The sequence below is a fragment of the Campylobacter sp. genome, from assembly GCF_017646085.1.
Classification (GTDB): domain Bacteria; phylum Campylobacterota; class Campylobacteria; order Campylobacterales; family Campylobacteraceae; genus Campylobacter.
In genome coordinates this window covers 13,855-28,692 of the sequence record NZ_JAGCNF010000119.1, presented here as the reverse complement: position 1 = coordinate 28,692, position 14,838 = coordinate 13,855, and the positions used below count along the sequence as shown (strand labels likewise).

General features: G+C 32.1%; 18 protein-coding genes and 1 pseudogene. 11 read left to right on the top strand and 8 right to left on the bottom strand.

The annotated features are described in order from the left end of the window. Window positions 1–329, bottom strand: a pseudogene (locus J6V67_RS06505) (L-seryl-tRNA selenium transferase); the annotation flags it as partial. Window position 330: 1 nt separating this feature from the next. Next, window positions 331–888: a hypothetical protein gene (locus J6V67_RS06500; RefSeq protein ID WP_291860445.1), complete on the bottom strand. Its 558-nt coding sequence runs from the start codon at window positions 886–888 to the stop codon at window positions 331–333. A gap of 162 nt (window positions 889–1,050) precedes the next feature. Between J6V67_RS06500 and gatC the strand changes: the two genes are divergently transcribed. Genes gatC through J6V67_RS06455 form a run of 9 tightly spaced genes read left to right on the top strand, consistent with a single transcriptional unit; the run spans window position 1,051 to window position 8,348 of the window. Further along, complete coding sequence (gene gatC, locus J6V67_RS06495; protein ID WP_086224361.1) at window positions 1,051–1,338, top strand: Asp-tRNA(Asn)/Glu-tRNA(Gln) amidotransferase subunit GatC; 288 nt, start codon at window positions 1,051–1,053, stop codon at window positions 1,336–1,338. A 3-nt stretch (window positions 1,339–1,341) separates the two neighbouring features. Then, window positions 1,342–2,376, top strand: a complete 1,035-nt coding sequence (locus J6V67_RS06490) for a type IV pilus twitching motility protein PilT (protein WP_086282063.1) — start codon at window positions 1,342–1,344, stop codon at window positions 2,374–2,376. A gap of 13 nt (window positions 2,377–2,389) precedes the next feature. Further along, window positions 2,390–2,974: a CvpA family protein gene (locus J6V67_RS06485; RefSeq protein ID WP_291860435.1), complete on the top strand. Its 585-nt coding sequence runs from the start codon at window positions 2,390–2,392 to the stop codon at window positions 2,972–2,974. Next, window positions 2,971–3,438, top strand: coding sequence for a Fur family transcriptional regulator (locus tag J6V67_RS06480; protein ID WP_291860432.1), 468 nt, complete (start codon window positions 2,971–2,973; stop codon window positions 3,436–3,438). Before J6V67_RS06485 ends, J6V67_RS06480 begins: the two co-directional genes overlap by 4 nt. 3 nt (window positions 3,439–3,441) lie before the next feature. After that, window positions 3,442–4,929, top strand: a complete 1,488-nt coding sequence (gene lysS / locus J6V67_RS06475; protein ID WP_291860450.1) for a lysine--tRNA ligase — start codon at window positions 3,442–3,444, stop codon at window positions 4,927–4,929. 9 nt (window positions 4,930–4,938) lie between these two features. Beyond that, entirely contained in the window at window positions 4,939–6,183 is a 1,245-nt protein-coding gene (locus tag J6V67_RS06470; protein WP_291860429.1) for a serine hydroxymethyltransferase, read from the top strand. After that, entirely contained in the window at window positions 6,183–6,725 is a 543-nt protein-coding gene (locus J6V67_RS06465; protein ID WP_291860427.1) for a DUF1882 domain-containing protein, read from the top strand. Before J6V67_RS06470 ends, J6V67_RS06465 begins: the two co-directional genes overlap by 1 nt. 10 nt (window positions 6,726–6,735) lie before the next feature. Continuing rightward, window positions 6,736–7,563 (top strand): SPOR domain-containing protein, encoded by an 828-nt coding sequence (locus J6V67_RS06460; protein WP_291860424.1) that lies wholly within the window; start codon window positions 6,736–6,738, stop codon window positions 7,561–7,563. A 2-nt stretch (window positions 7,564–7,565) separates the two neighbouring features. Next, window positions 7,566–8,348: a shikimate dehydrogenase gene (locus tag J6V67_RS06455; protein ID WP_291860422.1), complete on the top strand. Its 783-nt coding sequence runs from the start codon at window positions 7,566–7,568 to the stop codon at window positions 8,346–8,348. On the opposite strand, the gene recR is transcribed toward J6V67_RS06455, so the two are convergent. From recR to J6V67_RS06440, 3 genes are read right to left on the bottom strand one after another with little or no spacing between them, the layout of a single operon-like run. Next, entirely contained in the window at window positions 8,345–8,911 is a 567-nt protein-coding gene (recR, locus tag J6V67_RS06450) for a recombination mediator RecR (RefSeq protein WP_291860447.1), read from the bottom strand. The two genes, J6V67_RS06455 and recR, sit on opposite strands and share 4 nt — an antisense overlap. Continuing rightward, window positions 8,895–10,145, bottom strand: coding sequence for an ArsS family sensor histidine kinase (locus J6V67_RS06445; protein WP_291860419.1), 1,251 nt, complete (start codon window positions 10,143–10,145; stop codon window positions 8,895–8,897). Before J6V67_RS06445 ends, recR begins: the two co-directional genes overlap by 17 nt. After that, window positions 10,142–10,813 carry a response regulator transcription factor gene (locus tag J6V67_RS06440; RefSeq protein ID WP_291860416.1) on the bottom strand — a complete coding sequence of 224 codons (672 nt, stop codon included), beginning with the start codon at window positions 10,811–10,813 and terminating at the stop codon, window positions 10,142–10,144. Before J6V67_RS06440 ends, J6V67_RS06445 begins: the two co-directional genes overlap by 4 nt. Window positions 10,814–10,938: 125 nt before the next feature. On the opposite strand from J6V67_RS06440, the gene dnaJ reads away from it, so the two are divergent. Together dnaJ and J6V67_RS06430 are read left to right on the top strand one after the other, a co-directional pair. Continuing rightward, window positions 10,939–12,045, top strand: a complete 1,107-nt coding sequence (dnaJ, locus tag J6V67_RS06435; RefSeq protein ID WP_291860413.1) for a molecular chaperone DnaJ — start codon at window positions 10,939–10,941, stop codon at window positions 12,043–12,045. 128 nt (window positions 12,046–12,173) lie between these two features. Then, entirely contained in the window at window positions 12,174–13,454 is a 1,281-nt protein-coding gene (locus J6V67_RS06430; protein WP_291860410.1) for a hypothetical protein, read from the top strand. Window positions 13,455–13,491: 37 nt separating this feature from the next. On the opposite strand, the gene rpsR is transcribed toward J6V67_RS06430, so the two are convergent. Genes rpsR through rpsF form a run of 3 tightly spaced genes read right to left on the bottom strand, consistent with a single transcriptional unit; the run spans window position 13,492 to window position 14,805 of the window. Beyond that, on the bottom strand, window positions 13,492–13,752 hold the full coding sequence (gene rpsR, locus J6V67_RS06425) for a 30S ribosomal protein S18 (protein ID WP_086246557.1): 261 nt from the start codon (window positions 13,750–13,752) through the stop codon (window positions 13,492–13,494). A gap of 10 nt (window positions 13,753–13,762) precedes the next feature. Beyond that, window positions 13,763–14,401, bottom strand: coding sequence for a single-stranded DNA-binding protein (locus J6V67_RS06420; protein WP_291860404.1), 639 nt, complete (start codon window positions 14,399–14,401; stop codon window positions 13,763–13,765). A 17-nt stretch (window positions 14,402–14,418) separates the two neighbouring features. After that, complete coding sequence (gene rpsF, locus J6V67_RS06415; protein WP_291860401.1) at window positions 14,419–14,805, bottom strand: 30S ribosomal protein S6; 387 nt, start codon at window positions 14,803–14,805, stop codon at window positions 14,419–14,421. Window positions 14,806–14,838 lie beyond the last annotated feature (33 nt).

Sequence of the window (14,838 nt, the reverse complement as noted above, 5' to 3'; positions counted from 1 at the left end):
TTAAATTTATTTGTATAATACTCATCTTTATCAACTAATACTTTAAATGATCCATCAATATTAGCAACTAAAAGCTTATCTTGATACTCTCCTAAAAAGTTATCATCTTTAAGCAAATTTAGCTCTATAATCTTTCCACTTTTTAGTAGCACACTACCATTTTTTAATACAGCACCATATTTACTAGTTTGTTGAATGGCTGAGCTTAATGAGTCGGTAAATTCTATATTACTAGATACACTCTCAGGTTTATAATACTCTCTTTTAGTATAACAACCAACAAGTATAAAAAGCATTAAAGATGATAGAATATAAGCTTTGTAATTCATACTATTTTCCTTGATAATGCTCTAAATTTTTGGCAATTTGTTGAAGTGGTGAATTAAGAGGAATTTTGGCAAATTCAGCCTTTGCAGCATCAGTTTTGCCATCTTTTAATAGCTCATAGCCATCGACTAAAGCATTGTAATTTGATAAAATTTTAGCTGATTCTTGGCCTTTTAAATTTACTAAAATTTCTTTTAAAAGCGGATCGATCTCTAAATTGATCGCCTCATCTATAAGTGTAGTTGAGTTTAAATCAGCTGTTTTAATCACAAAAAGAGCATATAAAGATGGGTTTTTAGATATTAAAATCTGTTTTGCATTACTATCGTCTGGGTGATTTATTAAGGTATTATAGGCTTTATTAACTTCTGCTTTGCTAGCTTCTTGTAAAGCATTTGATATACTATAACCAGCAAGCGCAATAATTATAACAATTCCTGCAGCGATAAAGCTCTTTTTATTGCGTTTAAAAAATCTTTCACTCTTTATAGCGCTTTCTAATAGTTGTTCTTGAGAGCTAATCTCATTTTTAATATAGTCAATATTCTCTTTAACTGCCAAAGTAATATCCTTTAAAAATAAAAAATTTGCTAATTTTATCATAAATTATCTTAAATCTAACAAATAAAAAGGCAATTATTAAAAAGTTCCTGATATTGATAATTTCTATCTAAGAAAACTTATGATATAATCGCTCAAAAATTTTAAATTTGGGGTGAAACTGTGCAAATTGATGATAAAATGCTTGAAAAATTAGAGAAATTAAGCGCACTAAAGATTCCGGATGATAAGCGCGAAGAGTTTAAGGGTCAACTTAGCAAGATTGTCGATTTCGTTGATGTTTTAAATGAGTTAAATTTAGATGGCATAGAAGCTGCAGTAAGTACTGTAAGCGGTGGAACTCCACTTAGAGATGATGAACCACGCAAGAGCGATGTAATAGATATAATTTTACAAAATGCTCCACAAAAACAGGGCAAAAGTTTTGAAGTTCCAAAAATTATCGAGTAGAATATGGCTATAAGATCTTTGCTTGATTTGGTAATAGATAAAAAAGCTAGTGATTTACATCTAGTAGCTAGAAGTATGCCAAAGATTAGAATTGATGGAGAGCTAGTTTCTACAGGAAATGTAGTTCTAACACCAAATGATATAGAAGAAATTTGCCTACCACTTATAGATGAAGAGCAAAAAGCTGAATTAAAAAAATTTAAAGAGCTTGATTTTTCTATTGATCTTGGCAATAGTAGATTTAGAGTAAATTATTATTATACTATGAATGGTGAGCTCTCAGCTGCGTTTCGTACTATACCGCTAGAGATACCAACGCTCGATGATATTTGCGCACCAGATATATTATTTGATTTAGCTAAGAAACAAAAGGGACTAATTCTAATAACTGGAGCTACAGGAAGTGGTAAAAGTACTACGCTAGCAGCAATTTTAAATGAGATAAATCAAAGTCAAAATAAGCACATCATTACTATTGAAGATCCAGTAGAATTTATTCATACTAGCAAAAACTCACTATTTTCGCATAGAAATGTTGGAAGCGATACAAGCTCATTTTCACGAGCGTTAAAATATGCTCTTAGAGAGGACCCAGATGTGATTTTAGTTGGAGAGATGCGTGATAAAGAGACTATGGCAATGACTATTGAAGCGGCTCAAACAGGGCATTTGGTCTTTGCAACACTACATACAAACTCAGCTGTAAGCTCTATAAATAGAATAATAGATAGTTTTGCTACAAGTGATCAAGCATATATCAAAAGCTCTTTAGCCTCATCATTAATAGCTGTAATTTCTCAAAATTTACTCCCAAAAATTGGCGGAGGTAGGGTTGCACTTTTTGAGATTATGCTAAATAATATCGCAATTTCAAATTTAATAAGAGAGGGTAAAATTCATCAAATTCTCTCTCAAATGCAACTTGGTAGCTCGCAAAGTGGTATGAGAATTATGGCAAACGAGATACAAAAGGCACTAGATGAAAATATAATAACAAAAGATATTGCGATGCAATTTAATGCGACAAATTTAAATTAATGGAGAAGAATTGATGGATTTTATTACTTGGTTTGATATTATTATTATCGCTGTAGTGATTATTTTAGGAATTAAGGGTATTATAAATGGCCTTATTAAAGAAGTTTTTGGCCTTATAGGTATTATTGGTGGCGTGATTATCGCTAGTAGAAATGCAAATTTAGTTGGAGATTTAATAAGTCTTTATATATATCAACTCAGTGATTCGGCAGAATTTTTCTTTGGATTTTTGCTTGCTTTGTTAGTATTTTGGTTTGTATGCTTGATGCTTGGTAATCTACTATCAAAGATGTTAAAAATGAGTGGATTAGGATTTGTGGATAGATTACTAGGATTTTTTGTTGGAGCAGCAAAGATATTTTTAGTTCTTGCCATTTTAGCTGCGATTGTATCAAAAATTTCAGTATTAAATCAAAAAATATCTCCATTTTTTGAAGGCAGCAAGGTTTATCCAATATTATTAAGTGCTGGTCAATTTATTATGGCAATGGATGTTAGTAAAGTTAAAGAGAGTGTAGAGAGTGGTCAGATTGTCGTTCCTGAGCTTTTAGATAGAGTTGAGGGAGTAGAAGAAAATTTAACTAAGGTGGAGCAATGATAGAAAATATTGAATATGATGCGTTGCTAGAGAGATTCAAGAGAGTATTGCGAGATAATGGTTTAAAATATACCAAACAGCGTGAAGTACTTTTACAAACATTATATAATAATAGTGAGCATTTTACCCCAGAGCAGTTATATTTGCATATCAAAGAACGCCATCCAGGGCTAAATGTCGGTATTGCTACAGTTTATAGAAGTCTAAATTTACTTGAAGAATCGGGCATGGTAACATCAATTAGTTTTGGTGCCCAGGGTAAGAAATTTGAACTAGCCAATAAACCTCATCACGACCATATGATCTGTAGGCAGTGCGGTGTGATAGTTGAGTTTGAAGACCAAATTATAGAAAAGCGCCAGCTAGCAATTGCTAAAGAGCATGGCTTTAAGCTTACTGGTCATATTATGCAACTATATGGTGTTTGTAGTGAATGCAATAAACAAAAGATAAAAGGAATTTAATTGATTTTTGATAATGAATTAGAATTAACTCGTCTAGCTAAGGCTGATGAGCTACGACAAATGGGAGTTAGCCCTTATCCACATTTCTTAAAAAGAGAGATGAATATTTCTGAGTTTAAGAGTAAATTTGGATATATAAAAGAGCTTCCTGAAGGTGAGAGAAAAGCCCAAGAAGAGGTAGTTATAGCTGGTAGAATTAAGCTAAAAAGAGTCGCTGGAAAATCTACATTTGCCAATATAGAAGATGAGAATGATAATGTTCAAATATACTACTCATTAGCTAGTATTGGTGAAGAATATTATGCTAAATTTAAGAAAAATCTAGAAGTTGGCGATATTGTGCTTGTTAAAGGTTATGCATTTATTACGCAGACTGGCGAGTTTAGTTTGCACGCAAGCGAGGTTACTTTAGCTACTAAGGCTATATCTCCGCTTCCTGAGAAGTTTCATGGTTTAACTGATATAGAAACAAGATATCGCCAAAGATACCTAGATATGATTATGGATAGGGATGTAAGAAGCGATTTTCTTAAGCGTTCAATTATTATTAGTACCATCAGAAGATTTTTTGAAGAACGTGGATTTTTGGAGGTTGAGACTCCAATGATGCACCCAATAGCTGGCGGAGCAAATGCTAAGCCATTTATTACCCACCATAACGCACTAGGTGTAGATAGGTATCTTAAAATTGCTCCTGAGCTATATCTAAAAAGATTAATTGTTGGTGGTATGGAAGCGGTATTTGAAATGAATCGTTGCTTTAGAAATGAAGGAATGGATTTAACACATAATCCTGAATTTACTAGTATTGAGTTTTATTGGGCATGGCATGATTATTTTGAGGTTATGGATCTGACTGAAGAGCTATTTGCGACACTACTTGATAAGTTAAATTTGGGTAAAATAATCGAATTCGATGGTCAAAATATTGATTTTTCTAAACCATTTAAAAGAATTAAATATCTTGATGCACTTGTAGAGATTGGTGGATTAGATAGGGCTATAGTAAGCGATAAAGAAAAGATTTTAGCTAAATTAAGAGATGATAAATTTGAAGCCAATGAAAAGCTTGATCTTGGACATTTGCAAGCTGAGCTATTTGATAATTATGTCGAAAGCAAACTAGTAAATCCTACATTTATTACAGATTTTCCTATCTCAATTTCACCACTTTCTAGGCGTAGTGATGAGAATCCAGATATAGCAGAAAGATTTGAGCTATTTATTGCTGGTCGAGAATTAGCAAATGCATTTAATGAGCTTAATGATCCAGTTGATCAATATGAAAGATTTAAGGCTCAAATACAGAGTAAAGATGCTGGCAATGATGAAGCTCATGAGATGGATGAGGATTATTGTAAGGCTCTTGGATATGGTATGGCGCCAACTGTTGGTTGGGGTCTTGGCGTTGATAGGTTAGTGATGCTACTATTAAATAAAAAATCAATTCGCGATGTTATATTATTTCCAGCGATGAAACCAAAAAATTAAGGAGTAAATATGAATTTAGAAAGTTATGATAAAGAGATTTACACTCTTTTAAACAAAGAGCTTGAGCGTCAGTGTGATCATTTAGAAATGATTGCTAGTGAGAATTTTACATATCCTGAAGTTATGGAAGTTATGGGTTCAGTTCTTACTAATAAATATGCTGAGGGTTATCCTGGCAAAAGATACTATGGTGGATGTGAGTTTGTAGATGAGATTGAGCAAATTGCAATTGATAGATGTAAAAAGCTTTTTGGCTGCGAATTTGCTAATGTTCAACCAAATAGTGGCTCACAAGCCAATCAGGGCGTATATGGTGCTTTCTTAAAACCAGGAGACAAGATGTTAGGTATGGATTTAAGTCATGGTGGTCACCTAACTCACGGTGCAAAAGTATCAAGTTCGGGTAAATATTATGAGAGTTTCTTTTATGGTGTTGAGCTTGATGGTAGAATTAACTATGATAGAGTAGCTGATATCGCAAATATAGTAAAACCAAAAATGATTGTTTGCGGTGCTAGTGCATATACTAGAGAGATTGACTTTAAACGCTTTAGAGAGATAGCTGATAGTGTTGGAGCATACTTGTTTGCTGATGTGGCTCATATTGCTGGTTTAGTAGTAGCTGGCGAGCATGCTCATCCATTCCCGCACTGTCATGTAGTAAGCTCTACAACTCACAAAACACTAAGAGGTCCAAGAGGTGGCATTATAATGACAAATGATGAAGAATTTGCTAAAAAAATAAATAGCTCAATCTTCCCAGGAATCCAAGGTGGACCATTAATGCATGTTATTGCTGGTAAGGCTGTAGGCTTTAAACATAATCTAAGTGATGAGTGGAAGGTATATGCTAAACAGGTAAAAGCAAATGCTAAAAAACTTGGTGAAGTATTAATTAGTCGTGGATATGATCTAGTAAGTGGCGGTACTGATAATCACCTTGTACTTGTTAGTTTCTTAAATAAAGATTTTAGCGGTAAGGATGCAGATGTAGCTTTAGGTAATGCAGGAATTACGGTAAATAAAAATACAGTTCCGGGTGAGACTAGAAGCCCATTTGTAACAAGCGGTATTAGAGTAGGTAGTCCAGCGCTTACTGCTAGAGGTATGAAAGAGGCTGAATTTGAGTTAATTGCAAATCGTATAGCTGATGTATTAGATGATATCAATAATACTGATAAACAACGCAAAATTGCAGCCGAATTAAAAGAGTTAGCTCATCAATTTATCATCTATAATAAAGCGACATTTTAATGCAGCGCACAGATCTATCGCTTATCAAAATGATAACCGACCACTATTATATTAAGCGTGATCTAACTGTAAAAAAGATTGAGCATAAAGGTAGGTATTTTTTTGATAAATTTGAAAGAGTAGATGAACCACTTAGCCTAGCAATACAAAGAGAACATGCTGAGCGTAAAATAATCGTAGCACACTCTTTGATTAATAGGTTAAATAAGGTTGAAAATATTGTTTTTGACTATAATGGCAGAATGCCTGAACGCTTTTGGCATAGGGCTCAGCTACTGCTAAGAGAAGAGGGGTTTATAAATTTCACAGCTTATGAGACCAAAACCCCTGGTCATTTGCATCTATACGTCCATAAAGGTCATACAACCTTTATGGAAGGGTGTCAAATAGCTAATAAACTATCAGTGATGCTATCACAAAAGTTACCTCAAGAGTGGAGAATGTTCCCTACCATGGATATGCCATTAGAGTATAATATTCTAGCCTTGCCATATGAGCTCTATCAAAAAGAGCGTGGTGCTAGCTGGTCAAAACATATGTAAAGGATAAATTATGGAAGAAAATAATAATTTACAAGATATCTTGCTAGATAAAAACGAAGAGGAAAAGTCTGGTGGTATACGCAAAATTTTAATTGGTGTGGCGTTGCTAGTTATCATTTTTGTTGTAGTATTGATTGTTGTGAAGTTTTTAAATTCAAATGAGACTAAAAAGGGTAACGATATATCTGATAGTCTGTTACTACCTGCTGAGTTGCCTGCTAATACATCAGATAATAGTGGCTCAAATGATCTTTTTGAACAAGTACCAATTGTTAGTGATAATTCAAATTCTAAAGAGAGTTTTGAAAATATCGTAAATGAGTATAAAAATGCTCAAGCTGCTATGGATACTACGCCTAGTATGATTGTGCCAGTGCTACCTCCAAAAGTTGAAGAGCCATTTGGTGCAACTGCTCCAGCTGTTAAAGATAACAAAAAAGAACCAGTTAAAAAATCTGAACCAGTTAAAAAGGTAGAACCTAAAAAAGAGCCAGCTAAAAAGGTAGAACCAGTTAAAAAATCAGAACCTAAAAAAGAACCAGTTAAAAAATCTGAACCAGTTAAAAAGGTAGAACCTAAAAAAGAGCCAACTACTACAAGCGGCCTAGCTAAGGGAACATATATTCAAGTTGCATCTGTATCTAAACTCGATAAAAGTAGTGCTTTGATTAAAAGAATTACAGCTAATGGCTATAAATACACAACTCATGAAGTTGTTGTAAATGGTAATAAAGTAGTAAAAATTCTAATTGGTCCATTTAGTTCTAACATTGAATCAAATATTCAAAAAATACGTCAAGATATCTCAAGTGGCGCCTTTGTTTATAGGGTTAAATAATAATGAAATATTTTGCTCTTTTTGGTAATCCTGTATCGCATTCTATCTCGCCAAGGCTTCATAATAGTGCGCTTTGTGGATTGGGTATAAATGGAATATATGGTAGGATTTTACTAGAGCAAGGCGGTGATATAATTGATAAATTTAAAAAATATAACCTTCAAGGGGCAAATATCACCGTTCCATTTAAAGAGTCAGTAATCAACCTTTGCGATGAGCTTGATAGTATTGCAAAGGAGATTGGCTCGATTAATACATTAGTTCGTATAGGTGATAAGATTAAAGGTTATAATACTGATGCGCCTGGATTTATGATGGCAATTGCTGAATTTGGCAAAATTAATAAGGCGTTAATATTAGGTGCTGGTGGTACTGCTAAAGCACTTGCATATATTTTAGATCTTAGTGGAGTAGATGTTGAGATTTTAAACCGAAGCGATAAAAGCGAACAGTTTAATAACTATAAATTCCATACTCATACAAATTTTATTCCAAGTAGTTACGATTTAGTAGTAAATACCACTTCAGCAGGGCTTTGTAATGATGAATTGCCATGTGATAAACATTTGCTAAATGATATCTTGTCTAATTCAAAATTTGCCTTTGATGTTATTTATAATAAAAATACTCAATTTTTACGCCTTGCTAATGAGTTAAATGTACAAAACAAAGATGGTAAGGATATGTTACTTTATCAAGCGGTTTTGGCATTTAATATATTTTTTGATAATAAATTTAATCAAGACAAGATTGCGCAGTTAATGCGTGGAGTATTTGAGCTTTAAAGTTCTTTTCTATCTTTTATTGCTTTAGTTAATGAGAGCATATCGACATTTTCTAGACTTACTCCAGTTGGGATACCTTGAGCAATTTTTGTAAAGCTAATTCCTAATTCCTTTAATTGATCTTCGATATAAAGCATAATACCATCACTATTTATACTTGGGCTAAAAGCAAAAATTAACTCTTTTGAGTTAAATTTACTAATCATATCTTTTAAATTTTCTACACTATTTATCTCATTAAAGACAAAATATAATCCGTCAAATGAATTTGAATCTTCTATAGTTAGAATATCTTTAGGACTCTCAACTACGCATATTATGGAGCTGTTTCGATTGATATCGCTACAGATATCACAAATTTCATTTTGGCTAATACCGTTACAGATTATACAGTGTTTTAGATTGTGAATGGAATTTTCTATTGTATGGGCTAAATTTAGCCCAAAAAATGGATCTTGTAATGCTACATAATAAGCATATTTTATCGCTGATTTTTTACCTACACCAGGAATTTTGCCAAAGGCTTCTACAAGTCTATCAAACTGCTCAAGCTTTTTCATTATTTAATTTTCCAAATTTAATTAAAAATTCATGATATCCATCAGCATAATTATAATCTAAGCTAAATTTATGCATAGAACATATATGTTCTATAATATATAATCCAAGCCCCATTCCGCTAGCTTTTGAGCTATTATCTCTTATAAAGGCTTGTTTATAATGTTCAATAGAGCGATCTAATGGCTTACCATGATTTTTTATAGAAATAGTCTTATTATCGCATGTTATAAGCACTTTTTTATCATCAGAATATTTTAATGCATTGTCTATTAAGTTTTTAATAGCAAGAGAGAATAGCTGAAAATCTACTTTTAAAAGCGGATCGGAGTTTAAATTAACTTTAACATTACTATTAAAATCATCTAAGAGCATCATATCTTTAGCTTGGTCTAATATGAGGCTAAAACGATATTTAGCATAATCTAAGCTATAGCTTTTACTTAAAAGTTGTTCTATTTTAGCAAATTCATTTATTAGGATATTGAGTCGCTCAAAAATTGCTATTAAACGCTCTTTTTGAGTGTCGTCTTCGATCATTTCACTAACGATTCTACCTTTGCCAATTGGTGTTTTTAACTCATGCATAATGGTGCGTAAAAATAATTGTCTAGACATAATGAGATCTTTAATTTTGCATGCTGCGTTATTAAATTCATATGCAACCTCGCTTATCTCATCGTTGCCTTTAGAAAAATTGACTACGCAAACTCCATCCATATTGCCAGCTGCAAATTTACGTATATCGCTACGTAGTTTTTTCAATGGTACAAGACTTCTAAAAATTGATACATAAAGCGAGATAAATAGCGCCATAACAATTATGAAGCTTGCTAATATACTGTCATTGCCACTATGCAAAGTAGATTCTAAAATTATAGTTACGCTTTGATTTTTAATGCGTAGATAAAGATTATTTTTATAGCTAATTGTATCAACTATGCCAATTAATGTATCGCTTCTACTAACTAGTGTACCTTGGTCAAAAATTGCCTTTTGTAAATTTGCATTTTTAACATAAGCTAGATCAAAATTTTTAAAATATCTCTCCCAGTCTTCTGGCATATTAGATTTTTGATATAGTGAGAGCAACCAGCTAATTGAGTTGTAATGATTTTCGCTGATTTTTCCTAGAATTCGTTCGTGCTGGAGTTTAAAAAACATAAAAAATAGAGTACAAATCACGATAAAGCCAATAGCAAAAATTACCGTGATTTTAGTTGTTAAAGAGTATCTCATCCGACTAATTTATACCCTATGCCACGAACTGAGAATATATGCTTAGGAGATTTAGAGTTATCACCGATTTTGCTTCTTAAACGACCAATGATTACATCAAGGCTTTTTGAGTCTTTATCTTTTAAACTCTTGCAGTGATATACTAGCTGTTCTCTTGATACTGAGAAGCTGTGTTGTTTAATTAGATACTCTAAAATTTCATATTCAGCTGGAGTTAGTGTTAATGGTGTACCATTATACGATATTTCGTGACGTTTATCATCAACCTTAAATAGTGTATCTGCAACTTCTTCTTGAGCTTCATTGCTCTTTTTGTAGCGACGGATTAGACTAGTGATTCTAGCGTGCATCTCTTTTGGGTCGTATGGTTTTGGTAGATAGTCATCTGCACCAATTTGTAAGCCAACAACTCTATCATTTACATCGCTTCTAGCTGAGCTTATAATAATTGGGATATCATATTTTTCTCTAATTTCTTTACAAACCTCTAATCCATCCATACCAGGCAAGGTAAGATCTAAGATTAAAAGATCGTAATTTTTGATTCCGGCACTTAGGCCTAGATATGGGTCTTCGTAATTTGTAACCTTGATATTAAATTTAATCAAATATTCAGATAAAATTTGAGCAAACTCTGGATCATCTTCTATCATTAATACATTTATCATCTGTAACTCCTGATATCAAAAATTTGGCAATATTATACCAAAAATTAATAATAAATTTGCTTTTATGCGTAAATTTAGTAACTTTTAGATAAAATCTGCGGTTAAAATTATTTAAGGAACAGATTTTGGAATTTGATTATTATGAGATTTTAGAGGTATCAAGAGATGCTGATACAGAGACAATTAAAAAGGCCTATAGAAAGCAAGCGTTAAGATATCACCCAGATAGGAATCAAGGCGATAAAGAAGCTGAAGAAAAATTTAAGCAAATTAATGAAGCTTATGAGGTTTTAAGTGACTCTGATAAAAGAGAAATCTATAATAGGTATGGCAAAGAAGGCTTAAAAGGATCAGCTGGCGGCGGATTTGGTGGTGGATTTGATTTTGATGATTTAGGAGATGTATTTAGTTCATTTTTTGGGGGTGGATTTGGCTCGCAAAGAAGCTCAAAAAATCAATATAAATATTCATTAGATATTGAAGTAGGGTTGACGCTTGAGTTTAATGAGGCAGTATTTGGCTGTGAAAAGGAGTTAAAATATCGCTATAAAACTCCGTGTAAAGCTTGTAATTCAACTGGTTCAAAAGATGGAAAAAAAGAGAGTTGTATTCAGTGTGGAGGAAGTGGCAAAATAGGCGTTAAGCATGGCTTTATGCAATTTGTCCAGAGTTGTCCAAATTGTTCTGGGACTGGTCAAAGCATTAAAGAAAAATGCCCTGAATGTAATGCTAATGGCTATAATGAAGCAACTCAGAGTATCAAGATAAATATTCCTGAGGGTGTTGATAATGGTACTAGAATTAGAGTAAGTCAAAAAGGTAACCAAAGTCAAAATGCTACTGGTGATTTATATGTACGCATAATGGTACGAGATGATGAACATTTTCATAGAAATGGAGATGATGTATATATTGAGATTCCAGTATTTTTTACCCAAGCAGTACTTGGTGAGAGTATCAAGATACCAACACTTAGGGGTGAAACGACGCTAGAATTACCTGTAGGAACTCTAGATAAGCAACAGTTTGTTATTGCTAAAGAGGGTGTTAGAAATGCTCACTCTAAGCATCTTGGCGACTTAATTGTGCAAATTTCTATTCAAATGCCAAAAAAATTAAGCGATGAACAGATTGAGCTTTTAAAAGAGCTTCAAAGCAGCTTTGGTATCAAAACTGGTGAAATGGCAAGTGATAAGAGTATCTTAGATAAGATTAAGAGCTGGTTTTCTTAAATTTTTAAAGTTATAAGGTAGCTAATTTATTAAAACTAGTTACCTTAGATTATTATTCTTAAATATTTTAATTTATCTATTTTTTAATCTTGTTTTTTGATATTTTAATATAAGTATTTTGAGAGTTTATGTTAAAAAATATCGGAGAAAATGACAATATTATATATGGTGATTTATCAAAACAGTTAAATTTCAAATGTGATTTTAAAGGTAAAAATAATATTGTATTTTTTGCTGGAAGAAGTAAAAATATTAATATAATTTTTCACTCAGATAATAATCTAGTTTTTATTGGCAATGGTGTTAGGGTAAATGGCACTATTTCTCTTGCAAAAGACTGTTGTTGCTATATCGATGATGATAGTAGTTTTGGTGGGGTTAGTTTGCGTGTTTATGAGGCTAAAAATATTATTATCGGTAGAGATTGTATGTTTTCATGGAGTATATGGGCTAGTACGTGCGACTATCACCCTATAATGGATATAAAAAGTAATAATAGATTAAATTTTTCCAAAAGTATCTATATTGGCGATCATGTATGGTGCGGACAAGAAGCTGGCATTTTAAAAGGCTCATTTATAGCATCTGGGGCTGTAATTGGTGCTAAAAGTATGGTTATTAAACAATGCTACTCAAATACTGTAAATGCAGGAAATCCATCAAAACAGATAAAGTGTAATATATTTTGGTTAAGAGATGATATATTTGAGCAAAAATGGGGTAAAGAAGAGACGCTAAAAAATAAAAATATGCCAAATGAAAATTTTAAATATATTTATGATAAAGATGAGTTTATATCACCAAAAACTATTGAAAATATGCTAGATAGCTTAATTAATGCACAGGACAAGTTGGAATTTTTATATGATGCTATCTATAATAATAAGAGTAAAAATAGATTTGCTTATTTTGATAGTTACCCTTATGATATTTCTTTAGTAAAGTACAAGAGAAAATTTAATAGTATTAAATTCAAAGATAAATTTTTAAGTCAAAATATATCTGAGCCATTAAATGTTATAAAAGAGCAAACACCTAAGCTATCTTATGGTAGTGCAAAATCACAAATATTAAATAGTCTTGAATACAGACTAGGGTATTCTATGATAGAGAACTCTAAGAGTATATTAGGTATTTTAAAGCTACCATTTGCATTAATAGATATAGTGATAAAATATCAAAAAGAAGAAAAAATATATAAAGAAAAGATAAAAAATAATCCAAATTTAAAAAGATTAGAACTTGAAGCGTATAGTGATTATAAAGATGCATTAGGATTAAAAAACCATTTAAGCTATAAGCTTGGTATAGCTCTAATAAAAGCTAATAAAAATTGGTATAAAGGTGGATATATCAAATTTATATTTGAGGTTATAAAGATAAGAATGGATTATAATAAAAGAATCTAAGATCTAAGACCCCAAAATGGGGCACTAGATCTTAGGCTTATAAACCTTCAAATGGGTTAGTAACTACGTTATTTCTATCAACTATGTATGGTATAAGAGCAACATGTCTAGCTCTTTTAATTGCTTTTTCTACCATTTCTTGATGTTTTTTACTTGTGCCAGTTAAGCGTCTTGGCATAATTTTAAATCTTTCAGATAAGCATTGTTTTAAAAGTGCTGTATCTTTATAGTCGATAAAATCAATTTTTGCTTCTGTAAATTTGCAATATTTTTTGCTATATTTTCTTTTTTCTGCCATTATTTATCCTTTAAAATGGAATTTCTTCATCTTCGGTGCTGGTATTAAAATTAATCTTAGTAGATTTGTTATCAAATTTCATATCAGCATCTACATCAATCTCTGGGACTTTTTCTTGGTATGGCTCCATTGCCGGCTGTTTTGCAGTATAGCTATTTTGAGAGTAGTTATTGTTTTGGTTAAAATCCCTACCATAACTACTGCTATTTTGACTATAATCTCTATTTTGGTTATATGAATTTGCACCATATCCACCATTATTTGAATAGTTATTATAGCCACCAAAATTTTGGTCGCCATCTCTATTATATCCACCTTGATTTTGCTGACCGCCGCCTAACATTTCCATATTTTCTACTACTATTGAGTGTTTTGAGCGGTTTTGCCCATTTTGGTCTTGCCAAGTATCAAATTTAAGCCTACCTTCGATTAAAACCTTGCTGCCTTTATTTAGGTATTGATTTGCAACTTCAGCTTGACGACCAAAAAATGTTATGTCAATAAAGCAAGCTTCTTCTTTTCTCTCGCCATTTACGCTAAATTTGCGATTTACAGCTAATCCGCTACTGCCTATAGCAGTACCACTTTGTATATATCTTAGCTCGATATCTCTAGTTAAATTTCCTACCAAAACTACTTTATTAAACATAATCTAGCCTTTATAAATTACTCTTGTTCAGCTACTTTTTCTTCTATTTTTGATTCTTTTTTAGGTTGAACTAATTTTTGACCTTTGCTTAGTTTTTCCCAAGCTGCAATCTCTTTTTTATTTTCATATTTTACTGGTAAAAATCTGATAACTTCTTCTGTTATTCTTAGATTTCTTACTAATTCAGCAATTAGTTGTGTTGGGGCTTTAAAGTAGATTACAAAGTATGTACCACGCTCATATTTTTCAATTTTATAAGCTAGTTTGCGTGTACCCATTTCAACTACATTAGCAATTTCGCCACCATTTTTTGTAATGATTTCTTTAATGAAATCAGCCTTAACTTTAACTTCATCTTCTGTAAGTGTTGGCTTTAAGATGAATAAAAGCTCGTAATGTCTCATATATTCTCCTTATGGATTTTAGCTCTTTTTCTA

Bases quoted from the DNA above. Each gene is read 5' to 3' on its own strand.
- J6V67_RS06490 (WP_086282063.1), top strand. From the start codon at position 1,342: ATGGCTATAAGATCTTTGCTTGATTTGGTAATAGATAAAAAAGCTAGT.
- J6V67_RS06485 (WP_291860435.1), top strand. From the start codon at position 2,390: ATGGATTTTATTACTTGGTTTGATATTATTATTATCGCTGTAGTGATT.
- J6V67_RS06480 (WP_291860432.1), top strand. From the start codon at position 2,971: ATGATAGAAAATATTGAATATGATGCGTTGCTAGAGAGATTCAAGAGA.
- J6V67_RS06470 (WP_291860429.1), top strand. From the start codon at position 4,939: ATGAATTTAGAAAGTTATGATAAAGAGATTTACACTCTTTTAAACAAA.
- J6V67_RS06465 (WP_291860427.1), top strand. From the start codon at position 6,183: ATGCAGCGCACAGATCTATCGCTTATCAAAATGATAACCGACCACTAT.
- J6V67_RS06460 (WP_291860424.1), top strand. From the start codon at position 6,736: ATGGAAGAAAATAATAATTTACAAGATATCTTGCTAGATAAAAACGAA.
- J6V67_RS06455 (WP_291860422.1), top strand. From the start codon at position 7,566: ATGAAATATTTTGCTCTTTTTGGTAATCCTGTATCGCATTCTATCTCG.
- J6V67_RS06445 (WP_291860419.1), bottom strand. From the start codon at position 10,145: ATGAGATACTCTTTAACAACTAAAATCACGGTAATTTTTGCTATTGGC.
- J6V67_RS06440 (WP_291860416.1), bottom strand. From the start codon at position 10,813: ATGATAAATGTATTAATGATAGAAGATGATCCAGAGTTTGCTCAAATT.
- J6V67_RS06430 (WP_291860410.1), top strand. From the start codon at position 12,174: ATGTTAAAAAATATCGGAGAAAATGACAATATTATATATGGTGATTTA.
- rpsR (WP_086246557.1), bottom strand. From the start codon at position 13,752: ATGGCAGAAAAAAGAAAATATAGCAAAAAATATTGCAAATTTACAGAA.
- J6V67_RS06420 (WP_291860404.1), bottom strand. From the start codon at position 14,401: ATGTTTAATAAAGTAGTTTTGGTAGGAAATTTAACTAGAGATATCGAG.
- rpsF (WP_291860401.1), bottom strand. From the start codon at position 14,805: ATGAGACATTACGAGCTTTTATTCATCTTAAAGCCAACACTTACAGAA.